Source organism: Paenibacillus sp. FSL R10-2796 (assembly GCF_037965315.1).
GTDB lineage: Bacteria > Bacillota > Bacilli > Paenibacillales > Paenibacillaceae > Paenibacillus_AQ > Paenibacillus_AQ odorifer.
Window position 1 is genome coordinate 4,360,500 of sequence record NZ_CP150178.1, and the last position, 16,699, is coordinate 4,377,198.

14 protein-coding genes are annotated in these 16,699 nt (G+C 44.1%); all 14 read right to left on the reverse strand.

Translation table 11 applies throughout. The annotated features are described in order from the left end of the window. Positions 1-191: 191 nt before the first annotated feature. The 14 genes from NST58_RS19695 to NST58_RS19760 all read right to left on the reverse strand — a co-directional run bounded on the left by NST58_RS19695 (position 192) and on the right by NST58_RS19760 (position 16,697). Complete coding sequence (locus NST58_RS19695) at positions 192-4,520, reverse strand: PolC-type DNA polymerase III (RefSeq protein ID WP_076127841.1); 4,329 nt, start codon at positions 4,518-4,520, stop codon at positions 192-194. Between the two features lie 266 nt (positions 4,521-4,786). Further along, positions 4,787-6,235: a proline--tRNA ligase gene (proS, locus tag NST58_RS19700; protein WP_036688477.1), complete on the reverse strand. Its 1,449-nt coding sequence runs from the start codon at positions 6,233-6,235 to the stop codon at positions 4,787-4,789. Positions 6,236-6,260: 25 nt separating this feature from the next. Further along, on the reverse strand, positions 6,261-7,535 hold the full coding sequence (rseP, locus tag NST58_RS19705; protein ID WP_076127839.1) for an RIP metalloprotease RseP: 1,275 nt from the start codon (positions 7,533-7,535) through the stop codon (positions 6,261-6,263). Between the two features lie 247 nt (positions 7,536-7,782). Then, positions 7,783-8,922, reverse strand: coding sequence for a 1-deoxy-D-xylulose-5-phosphate reductoisomerase (locus NST58_RS19710; RefSeq protein ID WP_339243922.1), 1,140 nt, complete (start codon positions 8,920-8,922; stop codon positions 7,783-7,785). Positions 8,923-8,945: 23 nt separating this feature from the next. Continuing rightward, positions 8,946-9,749 (reverse strand): phosphatidate cytidylyltransferase, encoded by an 804-nt coding sequence (locus NST58_RS19715; RefSeq protein ID WP_076127836.1) that lies wholly within the window; start codon positions 9,747-9,749, stop codon positions 8,946-8,948. A gap of 20 nt (positions 9,750-9,769) precedes the next feature. Then, positions 9,770-10,537: an isoprenyl transferase gene (locus NST58_RS19720; RefSeq protein ID WP_076127834.1), complete on the reverse strand. Its 768-nt coding sequence runs from the start codon at positions 10,535-10,537 to the stop codon at positions 9,770-9,772. Positions 10,538-10,615: 78 nt separating this feature from the next. Next, complete coding sequence (gene frr / locus NST58_RS19725) at positions 10,616-11,170, reverse strand: ribosome recycling factor (protein ID WP_076127832.1); 555 nt, start codon at positions 11,168-11,170, stop codon at positions 10,616-10,618. Then, positions 11,170-11,898, reverse strand: coding sequence for a UMP kinase (gene pyrH, locus NST58_RS19730; protein ID WP_036688491.1), 729 nt, complete (start codon positions 11,896-11,898; stop codon positions 11,170-11,172). The genes frr and pyrH overlap by 1 nt, the downstream gene beginning before the upstream one ends. Before the next feature lie 102 nt (positions 11,899-12,000). Next, entirely contained in the window at positions 12,001-12,651 is a 651-nt protein-coding gene (tsf, locus tag NST58_RS19735) for a translation elongation factor Ts (protein WP_036688492.1), read from the reverse strand. Between the two features lie 132 nt (positions 12,652-12,783). Then, the gene (gene rpsB, locus NST58_RS19740) at positions 12,784-13,485 is read right to left on the reverse strand and encodes a 30S ribosomal protein S2 (protein WP_036688493.1); all 702 of its coding nucleotides are present in this window, start codon (positions 13,483-13,485) and stop codon (positions 12,784-12,786) included. A gap of 161 nt (positions 13,486-13,646) precedes the next feature. Continuing rightward, a complete protein-coding gene (locus NST58_RS19745; protein WP_076127830.1) occupies positions 13,647-14,303 on the reverse strand; it encodes an endolytic transglycosylase MltG in 657 nt (218 codons plus the stop codon). Next, positions 14,300-14,878 (reverse strand): hypothetical protein, encoded by a 579-nt coding sequence (locus NST58_RS19750; RefSeq protein ID WP_076127828.1) that lies wholly within the window; start codon positions 14,876-14,878, stop codon positions 14,300-14,302. Before NST58_RS19750 ends, NST58_RS19745 begins: the two co-directional genes overlap by 4 nt. Before the next feature lie 49 nt (positions 14,879-14,927). Then, positions 14,928-15,242, reverse strand: a complete 315-nt coding sequence (locus NST58_RS19755) for a hypothetical protein (RefSeq protein ID WP_076127826.1) — start codon at positions 15,240-15,242, stop codon at positions 14,928-14,930. Positions 15,243-15,293: 51 nt separating this feature from the next. Further along, the gene (locus NST58_RS19760) at positions 15,294-16,697 is read right to left on the reverse strand and encodes a FapA family protein (protein WP_036688497.1); all 1,404 of its coding nucleotides are present in this window, start codon (positions 16,695-16,697) and stop codon (positions 15,294-15,296) included. Between the last annotated feature and the right edge of the window lie 2 nt (positions 16,698-16,699).

Here is a 16,699-nt window from a genome sequence, read left to right on the forward strand (position 1 = left end):
TACCTCCACGAACTTGTCTTTTGCTATATACCAAAGATAAAGAGTGGGTTTCCCCACTCTTTACACAACGGACTTATCTCATTATTACCAAAGAAATTATACCATAGGGAAACTGGACTGACAAGTGCTAGCCCTTGACTCCCCCTTTGGAGCACTCTTTTCTAGCCATGAAATAAGTGTTGATAAAGCCTTTAAAATAGGGAAAGTTGATTACTTTCCGGTAAGCCGCGGAAGCAGCCCATGCCGGTCAGCAGCTCTATAACCGTCTTACTTGCCTTTGATTTCTGCTGGAAATCTTCAATTGACAGGAACTCGCCAGCATCTTTCGCAGCAGCTATGTTGATAGCAGCATTCTCACCAATTCCCGCTAAAGCAGAAAACGGAGGAATCAAACTCTTGTCATCAACAATAAACTTATTCGCTTCTGAGCGGTAAAGATCAATGTTTTTGAATGTAAACCCACGTGCCGTCATCTCCAAAGCCATCTCAAGGACAGGCAACATAGCCTTTTCCTTAGGCAAAGCTTGAAATCCTTTTTGCTCAATCTCTACGATCTGACGGCTGATGGCTTCATACCCCTTACAGCACAATTCAATATCAAAATCTGCTGCACGTACAGAGAAATAAGTCGCATAATATTCAATAGGATGATACAGCTTGAAGTAGGCGGTACGTACTGCAGAAATTACGTATGCAGCAGCATGCGCCTTCGGGAACATGTATTGAATCTTTAGACAAGAATCAATATACCATTGTGGGACCTTGCACTTTTTCATTTCCTCGATCCATTCGTCAGACAAACCTTTACCTTTACGAACACTCTCGGTAATTTTAAAGGCCAAGCTCGCATCCATTCCCGCTTTATAAATTAAGAAGAGCATGATGTCATCACGACAACCGATAACGGTCTTAATGTTACAAGTGTTATTCTTTATAAGCTCTTGAGCGTTACCAAGCCAAACACCAGTACCATGAGACAAACCTGATATTTGCAGTAAGTCAGCAAAGCTGGACGGCTTCGACTCAATAAGCATTTGACGTACGAACTTGGTACCCATTTCGGGCACACCATAGGTCGCAACCGGTGATCTGATTTCGTCAGGTCTTACTCCAAGTGCATCTGTAGAGTTAAACATGCTCATTACTTTCGGATCATTCATCGGGATAGAAGTTGGATCAACACCTGTCAAATCCTGAAGCATCCGCATCATCGTCGGATCATCATGACCCAGAATATCAAGCTTCAGCAAATTCGCGTCAAAAGCGTGATAATCAAAGTGTGTGGTCTTCCATTCAGCATTGACATCATCCGCCGGGAATTGTACTGGCGTAATATCTTCTACCTCCATATAGTCTGGAACAACGACTATACCACCCGGATGCTGTCCCGTACTACGTTTAACGCCTGTACAGCCAGCCGCCAGACGGCCAACTTCAGCTCCACGCCAACGTTTCTGGTGAAGTTCTTCGTATTTTTTTGCAAATCCGAAGGCTGTCTTCTCAGCTACGGTACCAATCGTTCCGGCACGGAATACATTTTTCTCACCAAACATTTCTTTGGTAAAGTTATGTGCATTCGGCTGATATTCCCCTGAGAAGTTCAAGTCGATATCGGGGACTTTATCCCCTTTAAATCCAAGGAAGGTCTCGAACGGAATATCCTGGCCTTCACCTTTGAGCTTCTGACCGCAATCCGGGCAGACTTTATCTGGTAAATCGAATCCGCTCCGCACACTACCGTCCAGGAACCATTCATTATGGCGACACTCGGGGTTTAGGCAAATATAATGCGCAGGCAAAGGATTAACTTCTGAAATTCCTAGAAATGTAGCTACTACAGAAGAACCTACGGAACCCCGTGAGCCTACGAGATACCCATCCTGATTTGACTTTTTAACGAGACGTTCAGAAATCAAATAGTTGGCAGAGAACCCGTATTTAATAATCGGTGCAAGCTCTTTCTCCAAACGGGCAATAACTACCTCAGGCAGCTCTTCACCGTAAATGGATTTGGCAGTATTGTAGCAGGTCTCGCGAATTTCTTCGTCCGCCCCGTCAATAATTGGTGTAAATAGCTTATCTGGAAATAGCTCCAGTTCTTCAAAACGCTCCGCCAGCTCAACTGTATTTGTGACAACGACTTCCATCGCTTTTTCAGCACCGAGAAATTCGAATTCAGACAGCATTTCATCTGTTGTGCGGAAGTGTGCATCCGGTTTGCGTTGGTCTTTAAGCGGACTAAAGCCCGTGATCCCATTAATCGTAATATCACGATACAGCTTGTCCCGGGGTTCAAGATAATGTACATTCCCCGTTGCGATAACAGGTTTATTCAACTGTTCCCCTATTTCGCAAACCTTCCGGACTACATCGCGAAGCTCATCAGGCCCTGCTACAAAACCCTTGTCCACCAAGTGCATGTACATGGTCAATGGCTGAATCTCCAGCACATCATAAAAATGAGCAACCTCCATGGCTTCCTCAGTCGTTTTGTTGAGTACTGCTTCAAAAAACTCTCCACGTTCACAACCGGAAATCACTAGCAGTCCATCTCTATGCTCTTCCAGCTTGGATTTTGGAATACAAGGTACACGTTTGAAATATTCCGTATGTGACATGGAAATGAGCTTATAGAGATTTTTTTTGCCTATTTGATTAAGTGCATAAATATTACAGTGGAACGGTCTTGTGTTCGAAAGATCATTACCCACATAATCGTTTAGTCGATCAAGGCGGGTCATGCCCTTCATCTTTTCAGCATCTGCGAGCAATCCTGTTAATATACCGCCAAGTGCTATGGTATCATCAATCGCACGGTGATGGCTTTCCAGAAGAACTTTATATTTATCGGCTAATGTGTTCAGCCTGTGATTCTTCATGCTTGGATATAGTAACCGCGCGAGCTCAAGCGTATCAAGAGATGGATTCGGAAGCACAGGTTCACCTATTTTACGTAACGAGGCCTGAATAAAACCCATATCAAATCTGGCGTTATGAGCTACAAGGATACTGTCACCCACAAATTCAACAAACTTACGCAGTACTGGCTCAAGATCAGGAGCATCCTTAACCATTTCATCCGTAATATTGGTCAATTGCTGAATATGATAAGGGATTTTCTCATGCGGATTAACAAAAGTAGAATAACGGTCTACTTCTTTGCCTTCGCACATTTTAATGGCCGCCAGCTCCGTAATATTATTGCGGGTAATCGATAAACCCGTGGTTTCTATATCAAACACTACATAGGTAGCTGTCTTCAAGTCCAAAGGCTGAGCGTTCTCGACAATATTCACAGAGTCATTTACAACATTAGCTTCCACGCCATAAATCATTTTTATCTTATGCTTATGAGCTGCATGGTTTGCATCAGGAAAAGCCTGAACGCCGCCATGATCAGAAATCGCAATCGCAGGATGCCCCCACTGGGCAGCTGTTTTGACATAGGTAGTGATCGGAGTGACCGCATCCATCGTACTCATCGTAGTGTGAAGGTGGAATTCCACCCGTTTCTTAGGAGCTGTATCTTTACGCGCAGGCGGTGCCTTAACTTCCGTTAAATCCGAAGGGATCATCACGAGCTCAGGAATCTGCATAAAACGGTCATATTCTACTTTCCCGCGTGCTCTTACCCATTTGCCATTAGCTAGCTGACTCATAACCTTCAGATCATCTTTAGTCTTCGCGAACATCTTCATTTGTAGAGAATCCGTAAAATCGGTCAGACTGAAAGTGAACAAGGTACTGCCATTGCGAAGCTCCTTACGATCCAGACCAAAAATGGTACCCTGAATTGTAATTTTCTTCTCTTCATCTTGAATTTCAAGAATCGGCACGGCCTGTTCCTTAATTTCATACCCCACTTGAAGCTTAATTACTTCATTAGGATCGCTATCATCAGCAGGAGCTTCTGTTTCCACAGCAGTCATCATCTGCTCAACGATCTCGCGTTGTTCTTGCTGAAGCTTTTGCTGAAATTCTTCGAATGCTTCAACATTATTATTTTCGTTCTCCGCCATTAGTAATTTAACCTTTAAGGAGAGACCGAAATACTTATCATAAAATTTAATAATTGCTCCATCGATGCTTTTTTTGCGAGCTAACTCCATCGAAGTGGAATCACTCATCGTTAACATTAAAGTATCCTCTTTAAGCTCCTGTGAGGAGCGGGTCAGCCAGCCGTTTACCGATGGAATCTCCCGATGTACCCACTCCAGAAACAGTCCCCAATATTCCTGGACAAGCTCCGCTCTGCTAACCTTCTCATCATATAGGAACAAAAAGCTTACTTTAGCTATATGCTGTAGCTTCTCCCGCATTCTAAGGCAAAATGTCCGATATACCTGTGCTGGAACCAGACTATCTTTCGCTATAACGATTTGCCAGTCCCGGTTGCCACGACTGATCTCAACACGTTCTATATACCCATCCAAAAAGTAGGGGTCCATGATTGCAGGTGGAATTTCACCCTGCTTCATCAAGAGCTCGAACCTTTTTCTTCTCTCCTGGTTTTGTTCCATGCTTTCCTCCCACCTTTAATAACCCAGTTAAAACTATCCATGATATACAGTGAAAGTACAATATGATAAGAAGAAACGATGTAGTCGACTTTTAAAGACGACAACTGTTTCTCGTAAAAATATAAGAATTTATAGTGAAAACCTATAAATTCTTATATTTTAAAAAGCTTCTGGGTTCAAAAAGCATTGGGTTCTTACGGCCCGCCGACTCCTCTCGCCAGAAGCTAAATTAAAATACTACAAGACTGTTGATCGGTGCCTAAAGATTAATATGCCTTTGCAAAAACCACAGTATGCTTGGCTGGTTGGCCACAGCATATGCAGACTTGCTTAGTCTCCGCTGGATCAAAAGGAATATTGCGGCTACCCGCACCTGTCTCTTCCTTAACTTTGGACTCGCATTCTTCGGAACCACACCATCCCGCTAGAGCAAATCCACGTTTTTCGTCCATCGAAGCTTTCATTTCCTCCAAGGAATCTACAGAATAGAAATGGTCCTCACGGAATTTCAGCGCACGTTCGAACATTTCATTGTGAACCTGTTCAAGCATTGTTTGAACCTCTTCTACGAGGTTTTCCTGTTGAATAACCTTCTTCTCACCAGTGACACGTGAGACGAGAACGCAGACGCCATTCTCCATATCGCGTGGTCCAAGCTCCAAACGTACTGGCACTCCACGCATTTCATATTCATTAAACTTCCAGCCTGGGGTAACATCTGAACGATCATCTACACGTACACGAACGCCAGCATTCTTCAATTCCTTAAACAGCTCGTCCGTCCGCCCAATCACAGCTTCGCGGGTCTTAGGAGGTCCGATAGGAATCATAATAACTTGCGTTGGAGCTACCTTAGGCGGCAGAACAAGACCGCGGTCATCTCCATGTACCATAATCAAGGAGCCAATCAAGCGAGTGGTTGAGCCCCATGAAGTAGTGTGTACATACTCCAAATTATTGTCACGGCTTAAATATTGAATCTCAAAAGCTGTGGCAAACTTGGTGCCAAGGTAATGTGAAGTAGCAGCCTGAACAGCGCGTCCATCCTTCATCATCGCTTCAATAGAATACGTATCTACCGCACCGGCAAAACGCTCGGAAGGTGTCTTTTGTCCGGTAATAACCGGAATGGCAAGATAGGTCTCGACAAAATCACGGTAGTTATCCAGCATCCGCATAGTTTCTTCACGAGCTTCCGCTTCATTCTCATGCGCGGTATGCCCTTCTTGCCAAAGAAACTCAGTAGTGCGGATAAATGGCAATGTACGTTTCTCCCAACGAACCACGTTCGCCCATTGATTGATAAGTACAGGAAGGTCACGATAAGATTGAATCCATTTGGAGTACATGTGGCCGAACATGGTCTCTGAAGTAGGACGAACTGCGAGACGTTCCTCAAGTACGTCACCACCCGCTTCTGTTACCCATGGCAGCTCTGGATTAAAGCCTTCAATGTGATCCTTTTCCTTCTGAAAGAAACTCTCTGGAATGAACACTGGAAAATAAGCGTTTCGATGCCCAGTTTCCTTGAGTCGACGGTTCATTTCCTCCTGAATATGCTCCCATATTTCATAGCCTTCTGGCTTAAATACAATACAGCCACGAACAGGAGAGTAATCCATCAAGTCTCCTTTTTTAATAACATCAATATACCAGCGTGAGAAATCCTCGCTTTGCGGCGTGATTTCCGTAACGAATTGTTTATCTTTTGCCATGTAATGGAATGCCTCCCGAAGAAAATTAGCCGCTGATCAAACGTAAAATATCATTATACGTAACAGCAATCATTAATAAAAATAGCAGTGCAAAACCTACAAAGTGAACCATGCCTTCATGACCCGGATCCACAGGTTTGCCACGCAGTGCCTCTACACCTAGGAATGCCAGACGGCTTCCATCGAGTGCCGGAATCGGCAAGAGGTTAAATATCCCCAGATATAGACTCAAAATAGCGGCCCAGTATGTAAGATACTGAATACCTTGTTGAGCAATTTGACCGGTTACTTCAAACGTACGAACCGGACCTCCAATATCATCCATATTGAATTTATTGATCAATTGTTTAAAGCCCAAAAAGATAGCTTCTGTCGTATCGACCATAGCTTTTCCTGAACCTGTTATCGTCTCGCCAAAACCAGCTTTACGAGTAGGCAGCTCAGGAGTGATGCCTATTTTACCGCCTTCTTGCCCTTCCATACTACGAGGAACTAGCGTAACGTTAAGGGTTTCCTCTCCCCGCTGCAGCGTCCAGTTCATTTCTTTCCCTTTGGACTCCGAGGTCAAGCTAATCATTTTTTGGTAATCAGCACCGATCTTCTCACCATTGATGGAGACAATGATGTCGCCCTTTTGGAGTCCTGCTTCTTGCGCAGGCATTCCTTCGGAGACGTCGCCAATCTTAACAAAAGTAGGATTTTCAACTTGAATACCGACCATTTGCAAATGGATGGCGAAGAGTACAAAGGCTAACAGAAAGTTCATCACAGGACCCGCAACAATAGCCAACGCACGCTGACCCACGGTCTTGCTGCCGAATTGACGATCTTTAGGTGCAATTTGTGTCTGTTGCGTTCCTTTAATCATCATCGCTTGCGGATGAACATCATAAGTAGTAACTTCTCCGTCCACATCTAAGGTAATCTGCAATTTATCCTCGAGATCGGTATTCAACGCCTCACCACGGATAACATTTCTACGGGTGTCTAGTGCATCCAGATAAATGTTTTTAACTTTATTGTCTTGTCCGAGCCTTACCGCAATGGTCTGTCCAGAACCAATCTCGACAATCTCAGGATCTTCACCAGCCATACGGGCATAACCGCCAAAAGGCAGTAAGCGAAGAGTGAACTGAGTCTCATTCCGTTTATAAGAAAACAGTTTCGGACCGAAACCGATAGCAAATTCCCTCACGAGAATACCGGCGCGTTTGGCAAAATAATAGTGACCCCATTCGTGTACAGTCACAAGTACAAAAAACATGAGCACCGTTAAAAAAACGACCTGAACCATTTCCAAACGTATCATCCCCCTTTAGGTGTAAGACCGAAGTATGTCCTCTTAATTTATCATTATTCTCCGATCAGGCACAAGAGAATCAACTGTCCCAACCTATTTTTAGGGCAAAGTAAGTATTTCCAGTCAAGCAATAACACCATCGGTGTCCCTTAAGGAGTCGGTACGCGTTTACGCGAGAAATATAAGGATACTGTATAAAGTGAAACTTATACTTTCTTATATTTCTAAAAGGAGATCTTTCAACGTTCTACAGCGTAGCTGCCAGTTCTCGAACACGTCTATCACAGGATTCAATTTGTTCCAGATTCGGATTATGCTCGTTATTATGACGATCTAGCACTTCTCCGATAATCTCCTCAATACGCAGGAACGAGATCTCATGACTCAAGAATCGAGCAACAGCTATTTCGTTCGCAGCATTAAAAGCCGTAGTCGCTGTTCCACCAGCTTTTCCACAATCTATCGCTAGCTTCAGTGCAGGGTAACGTTCAAAGTCCATTTCACGGAAGGTCAAACGTCCTATCTCTGCTAACGACAAACGCTGTGCCGGAGATTCCCAACGAGCTGGATAAGTAAGTGCATATTGAATCGGGACACGCATATCGGGATTGCCAAGCTGGGCAATAATACTGCTATCACGGAATTCAACATAAGAGTGAATGATGCTCTCCGGGTGCAGCAGCACATTCACTTGTTCATACGGAAGACCGAATAACCAATGCGCTTCAATAACCTCTAGGCCCTTGTTCACCATTGTAGCAGAATCTATCGTTATTTTCGCGCCCATGCTCCAATTCGGATGACGAAGCGCATCTTCTACCGTCACATCCTTAAGCTGATCACGCGTAAAGTCACGGAATGAGCCGCCGGATGCTGTTAAAGTAATATAGGCAATATCTGAGATGTTCTCGCCATTGAGACATTGATAAATAGCTGAATGCTCACTATCAATCGGCAACATCTTAACTCCCTTACGATTAGCAAGATCAGTGACCAAATGTCCGGCCGTTACTAATGTCTCCTTATTGGCGAGTCCAATATGTTTGCCAGCTTCAATTGCCGCTAGTGTTGATTGAAGCCCTACGCTTCCCATAACAGCCGTTACGACCATTTCGGCATCGCCGCCAGCCGCCACTTCAACAAGCCCTTCATTCCCGCTGTAAAGCTCTATACCAGAAGGTAGGCTGGATCTAATCTCATCTGCCAGCTCTTTCGTTGCCACAGAGACTCTACGCGGGTTAAAACGACGAACTTGCTCCAGTAATAATGCTGTATTTGTTCCGGCCGCCAAGCCATCTACTTCAAAAGAGTCTGGGTGCATTGCGATGACATCTAGAGTCTGAGTGCCGATCGAACCCGTCGAACCTAGAACACTTATTTTTTTCATAGTTATACTCTCTCTCCCTTCGTTTAATAGTAAGGCATAAGCATTACAATATGTACGAATGGAAATACGATAATCCAGCTGTCACATCGATCAAGAATACCGCCATGCCCTGGCAAAAGTGTACCTGAGTCTTTAATGCCATACGCACGTTTATAAGCTGACTGCACAAGATCTCCAAGCTGTCCTAATATCGCACAAGAAAGCCCAATAAGCAATGCTCGTCCTATCGTCAAGTGTTCAGGAGCAAGCAGCGCAAACACGATAGAAATAAGCATCGAGATCAGTACCCCGCCAACAGCACCTTCCACCGTTTTGTTAGGACTGATGGCCGGCCAGAGCTTATTCTTGCCAAAGCTTCTGCCTACAAAATATGCCCCCGCATCACTGCCCCAAATGCAGAACAGGAGCAAAAAAGTCCAGAACAAACCATGTCCGTCATCCGATGCACGAGCCACGGCCATATAAGAGAAGCCCATTCCAATGTATACAATGCCAGTAAACAGCAAGGCTGTTACTCGAATATCTAATTTATTTTTAGTAAAAACGGTGACCAGAAGGAACAATAACAGCAGAATCCAAATCCCTTGCTCCCAGGACAACGGCTCATTAACACCAAGCAAATTCCATGGGATCATGAAGCTTAGAATAGCTGCGTAACCCAGAACAGTAGTACCGGAAAGCGTAGGAATACCTATCATTTTGACAAATTCATAAAAACCTATAAGAGCCATAGCAATAAGCAGAACCTGATACGGCCAGTTTCCCAGTACACATAACCCTAAAAATAATACTCCGGCAACAATTCCGGTAATCAATCGCTGCTTCAAAGGTTCCATCTCCTAACAAGCTACTTCAGTCCACCATAACGGCGTGTTCGTCGTTGATATTCAGCAACGGCCTGATGCAAATGCTCTTTGTCGAACTCAGGCCAGTACACATCAGTAAACCACAGTTCACTATAGGCAACCTGCCATAACATAAAATTGCTAAGCCGAATTTCTCCGCTTGTACGTATCAGCAAATCAGGATCGGGTAAACCAGCAGTTAATAGTCTGTTGTTAATCAACTCTGATGTAATTTCTTCTGGCGACAATATACCAGCTTGGATATCTTTCCCTAAACTGCGCATACAGCCTTCTATTTCATTGCGTCCACCATAGTTAAGAGCAAAATTTAAGATCAATCCAGTATTCTCTTTTGTTCGAGCTACCGCCTCTTCCATAGCCTTACGGGTATATGAAGGTAAAGCGTCAGCGTCACCCATCATGCGTACTTGAACATTCTTCTCGATTAGCTCATCAAGCTCAATCGCCAGAAACTCCCCAGGCAAACGCATCAAGTAATCGACTTCTTCTTTCGGGCGTATCCAGTTTTCTGTCGAGAACGCATACATCGTTAAGTATTTAATACCTAATTCGTCTGCAGCGATCGTAGCACGTTTGACAGCCTTCATGCCGTTCTGATGACCCATAACGCGCGGTAAGCCGCGCCGTTTAGCCCAGCGTCCATTACCATCCATTATCACAGCCACATGCCGGGGAATGTTATCCGGTGAAATCTCGACTGACTGTTGCCTGTCTTTACGGCTCAGCCACGCTTGAATCCGTTTGATCATTTCCGTTTCCTCCAAGCTCTTATCAGAAAGAGACAAACCCCACCATTAACGGAGGGGCCTTAAGTCTCTTGAATATCATTAAACTTCCATAATCTCTTTTTCTTTGGAAACAAGCACTTTGTCAACTTCGGCTATGAACTTATCCGTTGTTTTTTGAATGTCTTCCTGATGGCCACGGGACTCATCTTCAGAGATACCGTTTTTCTCCATCTTTTTAATATCATCGTTGGCATCACGGCGAATGTTGCGGATCGCAACTTTCGCTTCTTCACCAAACTTTTTAGTCAGCTTAACCAAGTCCGTCCGACGCTCTTCAGTCAGCGGAGGGATAGAAAGACGAATAATGGTGCCGTCATTGGCAGGTGTCAATCCGATATCGGATTTCATGATCGCCCGTTCAATATCAGACATCGATGTTTTGTCCCACGGCTGAATCAACAGTGTCCGGGAATCCGGAGTACTAATGTTGGCCAGCTGATTAATTGGAGTAGGTGCCCCGTAATATTCAACTTGAATACGATCGAGAAGCGATGTTGTTGCACGTCCTGCACGTAATGTCGCCAAGTCACGTTTCAGCGATGAAATCGCTTTTTCCATACGCTCTTCAGCATTTTTTTTGACCGATTGTGGCATTAATCTACACTCCCTTTAACAATCGTTCCGATCTTCTCACCGAGAACGACACGTTTGATATTGCCTTGTTCTGTAATGGCAAATACAATGAGCGGTATATTGTTATCCATGCATAAAGATGAAGCTGTTGAATCCATAACACCGAGGTTTTTGTTCAGAACATCCATATAAGTAAGCTGTTCGAATTTCTCAGCGGTACTATCTTTGAACGGATCAGCAGAATATACTCCATCAACCTTATTTTTCGCCATCAGAATAACTTCTGCTTCGATCTCTGCCGCTCTAAGTGCTGCAGTAGTATCTGTTGAGAAGAATGGGTTACCTGTGCCTGCTGCAAAAATAACAACACGGCCCTTCTCCAAGTGGCGAATCGCACGACGACGAATGTATGGTTCAGCAATTTGCTGCATCGAGATCGAAGTCTGTACTCTTGTTGGCACATCGATTTGCTCCAATGCATCCTGCAGTGCAAGTGAGTTCATTACTGTTGCCAGCATGCCCATATAATCTGCAGTAGCGCGATCTATGCCGCTTGCGCTGCCCGCGATCCCGCGCCAAATGTTCCCCCCGCCACAAACAATCGCAACCTGAACGCCAAGTTCTACAACTTCCTTGATCTGTTCAGCGATGGAAATAATCATGTCGGCATCAATACCATATCCGTTTTGTCCTGCCAAAGACTCTCCACTTACCTTAAGGACTACTCTCTTAAATACCGGCTGTTCCAAATGTATACCCTCACTTTCTGCAAAAGACGGAACACTACGTGTACGTGTTCCGCTCTTCTGATGCTTGCCTTTATTCAATTCTTCACATTTATGATGAAACTATTATTGATTAACTTGTGCCATAACTTCTTCAACAAAGTTATCCACTTTCTTTTCCAAACCTTCGCCTAGTTCAAAACGAGCAAAACGACGGATCGAGATGTTTTCTCCGATGGTGCTGATTTTTTCATTCAACAATTGGGAGATTGTTTTGTCAGGGTCTTTAACGAAAGTTTGCTCAAGCAAGCAATATTCTTCGTAATATTTACCAATACGTCCTTCAACCATTTTTTCAATGATTTTCTCAGGCTTACCTTCGTTCAAAGCTTGAGCTTTCAGGATTTCTTTTTCTTTTTCAACATCTTCTTGTGGAACTTCTTCACGACGAACATAACGCGGGTTTGCTGCAGCGATTTGCATAGCGATATCGCGAGCAAATTCCTTGAAGGAATCTGTTTTACCAACAAAGTCAGTTTCGCAGTTGATTTCTACAAGTACACCAATACGGCCGCCAGCGTGGATGTAAGATTCTACAACGCCTTCAGTAGCAATACGTCCTGCTTTGTTCGCTGCTGCAGACAGACCTTTTTCACGAAGCAATTCTGCTGCTTTAGTGATATCGTTATTAGCTTCTTCAAGCGCTTTTTTACAATCAAGCATACCAGCGCCTGTTCTTTCACGAAGTTCTTTTACTGCTTTTGCATCAACTGCCATTGTTTATTCCCTCCAGGTAATTGTCGTTTTCTTACATTATTCAAGGCCTTTATCCTAAAAAAAGGGCAGTGAGAGGTTATCCACCTGCCAACCACCCTTTTCATTTAAGTTCTTGTATGTGTTAGTCGCTACTTAAGCAGTAGTTGTGTCTTCGCCTTGGTGAGCTTCAACAACAGCGTCTGCCATTTTACCAGTCAACAATTTAACAGCGCGGATAGCGTCGTCGTTACCTGGAATTACGTAGTCGATTTCGTCTGGATCACAGTTAGTATCAACGATAGCTACGATTGGAATACCCAATTTGCGAGCTTCTGCAACTGCAATACGCTCTTTACGCGGGTCAATGATGAACAGCGCGCTTGGAAGACCTTTCATGTTCTTGATACCGCCCAAGAATTTTTCAAGACGATCTTTCTCTTTGCGAAGAAGGATAACTTCTTTCTTAGGTAGTACTTCAAAAGTACCGTCTTCTTCCCAAGATTCCAATTTCTTCAAGCGATCAATACGCTTTTGGATAGTTTGGAAGTTGGTAAGAGTTCCGCCCAACCAACGTTGGTTAATGAAGAACATACCGGAACGTTCTGCTTCTTCTTTTACGGAATCTTGAGCTTGTTTCTTTGTTCCTACGAATAGGATTGTGCCGTTGTCACCAGCGACGCTTTTTACAAAGTTGTAAGCTTCCTCTACCTTTTTGACTGTTTTTTGCAAGTCAATAATGTAAATTCCGTTTCTTTCAGTGAAGATATAACGATCCATCTTTGGGTTCCAACGACGAGTCTGGTGACCGAAGTGTACCCCAGCTTCTAGAAGCTGTTTCATGGAGATTACTGCCATCTTCACACACCTCCTAAGTTTGGTTTATTGTGTGTCTCCTCCGCCATGCGTCATCTTTCAGCAAGACTTTCTTCAGAAGAAAGCACCCCTTGTCGAAATCAACCGGCGTGTGTTTTAACACCGTCAATTACTATACCATATTATCTCAGTGTATGCAACGATCACTTTAAAGTTATTAATTTCTCTATTATCGAGTCAATACTTTCTCCCTTATTAAAGCTATAAGAACCGGATTGAATTTTGGTATTAATCTTACGTTTGTTTGCAGCCTCTAGAAAAGTAGACTTATCTTTAATGACGCCAGCCTTCGCTAAAATATCTGTTGTTGCGGTCAATGTGCTGCCAGATGGAATTCGAACAGAAACACTAGCATTTGCTGTGACTTTAGGCGTTACAGGAGCTACAGCGGTTGGAGCGGCACTGGCCTTTGGAGTGACCTTTGGCTGCTCAACCTTGCCGTTAGTAGGCGTAGATGGCTTGTTCGGCGCAATGGCTTTATCAGAGCTCTCAGGCGTTGTAGGTGACACTGCCGGCGTGGGGGAGGCTGCAGCAGCCGGCGCAGAGGGGCTGACGTTCTCCTTGCTTTCTGCTGTCGCCCCCCCGGTCTCTGTGACTTCCTCTTTATTATCATTCTCAGTTTCCCCTGAGGAAGGTACTGCAGCTTCATCGATGACTTTCATATTCAGTTTCTCCGCACCCTGTAGAACTTGTTCTTTGGTAAGTGGAGCCGCTCCACCGGAGATCATTAATTGAAGTAATAAAGCGCCAGTAATTAGTCCTGTGCCTAGCCCGAACAAGAATGAACGGTTCTTAATCATACCGATTCCTCCTGTTTGGCAAGTTGCAGAATCAGTTGCACTTCCCCTCGCTGAAGTCCAGCTGTCTTGGCAATGGAGTCTATCGATTTGCCCTGCTCATGCAGTTCAAACAATCTTGGGTAACGTAATTTTATCGAACTAATAGGTTTCGCTTTCACATCTGGCGACACTGAACTCATCTCTGCTGGGAGAGACGGATCTTCGTTTACACCAACTTTAACCTTCGAACCTTGTTCAACCGACACTGCAAGTTCTTTCAAACTCTTCTCTTCCTCGGCCACTCGTGCTTCTAGCTTTAAAGAGCTGTTCTGCAACTCTACCACTTGACTCTGTAATTCATTAACCTGTCCCTGCAGTACATTATGATTAGTTTGCGATTGTTGTTTAATACTACTAACTAATTGTACCAGTTCCTCATTCTCGCGCTCTATGTCTGCCATATATAGCTCAAGCGCAGCCTCTGTATCTTTGAGGCTTTGCTGATTAGCTTTTCCTTCCTTTACACGTGCGGGAAGTAAAAGGGCATAAAGAATAGCGGCGACACCTACTAGCACAATATAAACCCATGGTTGCAAGTGCCTTATCTCCTTTTACATATCAGATGTAGATTCGTGTAGATTCTTATTAAAGACTTAGATCAATGCGTTGGCCTTTGTAAGGATGCTCAGCATCACGGGTTGCAGGCGGGTTCGAATGTTTATCTGACGAAGAATTGCCACCTGAATGCTGATTGCCTTTTCCACCGCCATCCCGTAAAGCTGATTCAGAAGACTCATCCACTTCAGTGCTCCGCATGGCCAATTCCTGACTTTGTTTTACATTTTGCCCAGCCAATTGATGTTGGTCGATAGCAGGACGTTGCTGAGATTCATTCTGAAGCTTACCCGCCTCCGTGGTGCGAGGCAAAGCAATTTGCAGTTCCACCGGTTTTAGGCTCATCTTAACCCTTCTCTCACAAGTAATGGCCGGCCGCAAATGCTGCCCGCCCGATTAATTGTACGGCGTTAAAGATATATCCCCATCACTGTAAATAAACACAACCCGCTCCGTAGCATCCTTAACAAATCGGGTATATCTGCCGATCATGATCTTTGAACCGCCATAAATGGTTTTGATAACCTCAACTCTCGCTCTACCTGTATCTTCTAACATTCTTTCTATCTCTAGCACCCGTTCTTTAATTCTTTTTTCTTCACGTTGATGGGATTGTTTAGTAGCATTTAATTTGACGCGAAGCGCCACTTTATCCGCAGGGAGCTGACCGTTAGTAGCCAATTGATTTAATAGATACAAAGCTTTAGAGGTTTTATCCTCGTTCTCCAGCAGCTGCCGCAGCTCTTGACGAAGTTCGTTAATCTCATTTCTAAGCTCTGGAACCACGCCTACCTCAATCACAGTCGCAGTGGACATGGTGTTACCTATAGTTCTTGCTACAACTCTTTCTCCAGACTGAACGATTCCACCCACTATCAAACCTTTAGAGCCGTTACAGATAACATCTCTACCAGCACGTATATTGGAGTGCATAATACTCTGAGAAACAATTACATCTTCACCAGCGGTTACGTTTCCATCTTGAATGAAAGAAACCTTCACACTTTTTCCAGCGGTAACTTGGCCTTTGTTATATCCGATAATTCCACCAGTAATTTCAATGGAGCCCCCAGAGATTAACTCTGCACCTTCAACGCCGCCTACAACCCGAATATCACCGGCAGACTTTACAGTGAAGCCTGAAAGGACATTCCCACGTATGACGACTGTACCTACAAAATCAATATTTCCAGTGCCGTAATCGACATCACCATTCACTTCATATACAGGAAACACATTGATTTTCCCGTTATCAGTTAACGTGACCAGTCCATCAATCGCTGCGTACATCGAAGTGCCATCGTTATCAATGAGTACATTTTTCCCGATTTTAAAATGAGCTTCCTTTCCAGCCTTGAAAGCAAGCTCATCACCAGTTACAGTCATCCCTAACTTTCCAGGCTGGGCAGGGATAATTTTAGCTATTAACTTTCCTTTAAGCACATTACGAAGCCGGACCAAGTCCTTGTAGTCGACCTTACCATCCGCTTTCTCAAGCGGTTTGCGGTCCTCTTCCAGATCAACTGTAAGCATAACTCGTCCATCCGTGCCATGCACAGCAGGATAACCTGCAGCAATCGGAACTTTACTCCAAAAAAACTCCTCAGGATGACTACTAATACGTTCGACAACATCACTCTTGATACCGTAGCGAATATTGTGACTGTGCAGGAAGGCTTCCAGTTCTGTAGATGAGCAGGAAAAATTCTCATCCTTTTTGGAGAACTGCAAATACGCGATTCCTTTGTCCTCCGAAAAAGTTATACTCAAGTACTGATTCAAAGCATATTGACCGATCAAAT

What these genes read in the sequence shown, in the direction of transcription:
- NST58_RS19710 (WP_339243922.1), bottom strand. Translation starts at nt 8,922, where the DNA reads ATGAAAAAAATAAGTGTTCTAGGTTCGACGGGTTCGATCGGCACTCAG.
- NST58_RS19695 (WP_076127841.1), bottom strand. Translation starts at nt 4,520, where the DNA reads ATGGAACAAAACCAGGAGAGAAGAAAAAGGTTCGAGCTCTTGATGAAG.
- frr (WP_076127832.1), bottom strand. Translation starts at nt 11,170, where the DNA reads ATGCCACAATCGGTCAAAAAAAATGCTGAAGAGCGTATGGAAAAAGCG.
- NST58_RS19745 (WP_076127830.1), bottom strand. Translation starts at nt 14,303, where the DNA reads ATGATTAAGAACCGTTCATTCTTGTTCGGGCTAGGCACAGGACTAATT.
- proS (WP_036688477.1), bottom strand. Translation starts at nt 6,235, where the DNA reads ATGGCAAAAGATAAACAATTCGTTACGGAAATCACGCCGCAAAGCGAG.
- rpsB (WP_036688493.1), bottom strand. Translation starts at nt 13,485, where the DNA reads ATGGCAGTAATCTCCATGAAACAGCTTCTAGAAGCTGGGGTACACTTC.
- tsf (WP_036688492.1), bottom strand. Translation starts at nt 12,651, where the DNA reads ATGGCAGTTGATGCAAAAGCAGTAAAAGAACTTCGTGAAAGAACAGGC.
- NST58_RS19720 (WP_076127834.1), bottom strand. Translation starts at nt 10,537, where the DNA reads ATGATCAAACGGATTCAAGCGTGGCTGAGCCGTAAAGACAGGCAACAG.
- NST58_RS19755 (WP_076127826.1), bottom strand. Translation starts at nt 15,242, where the DNA reads ATGAGCCTAAAACCGGTGGAACTGCAAATTGCTTTGCCTCGCACCACG.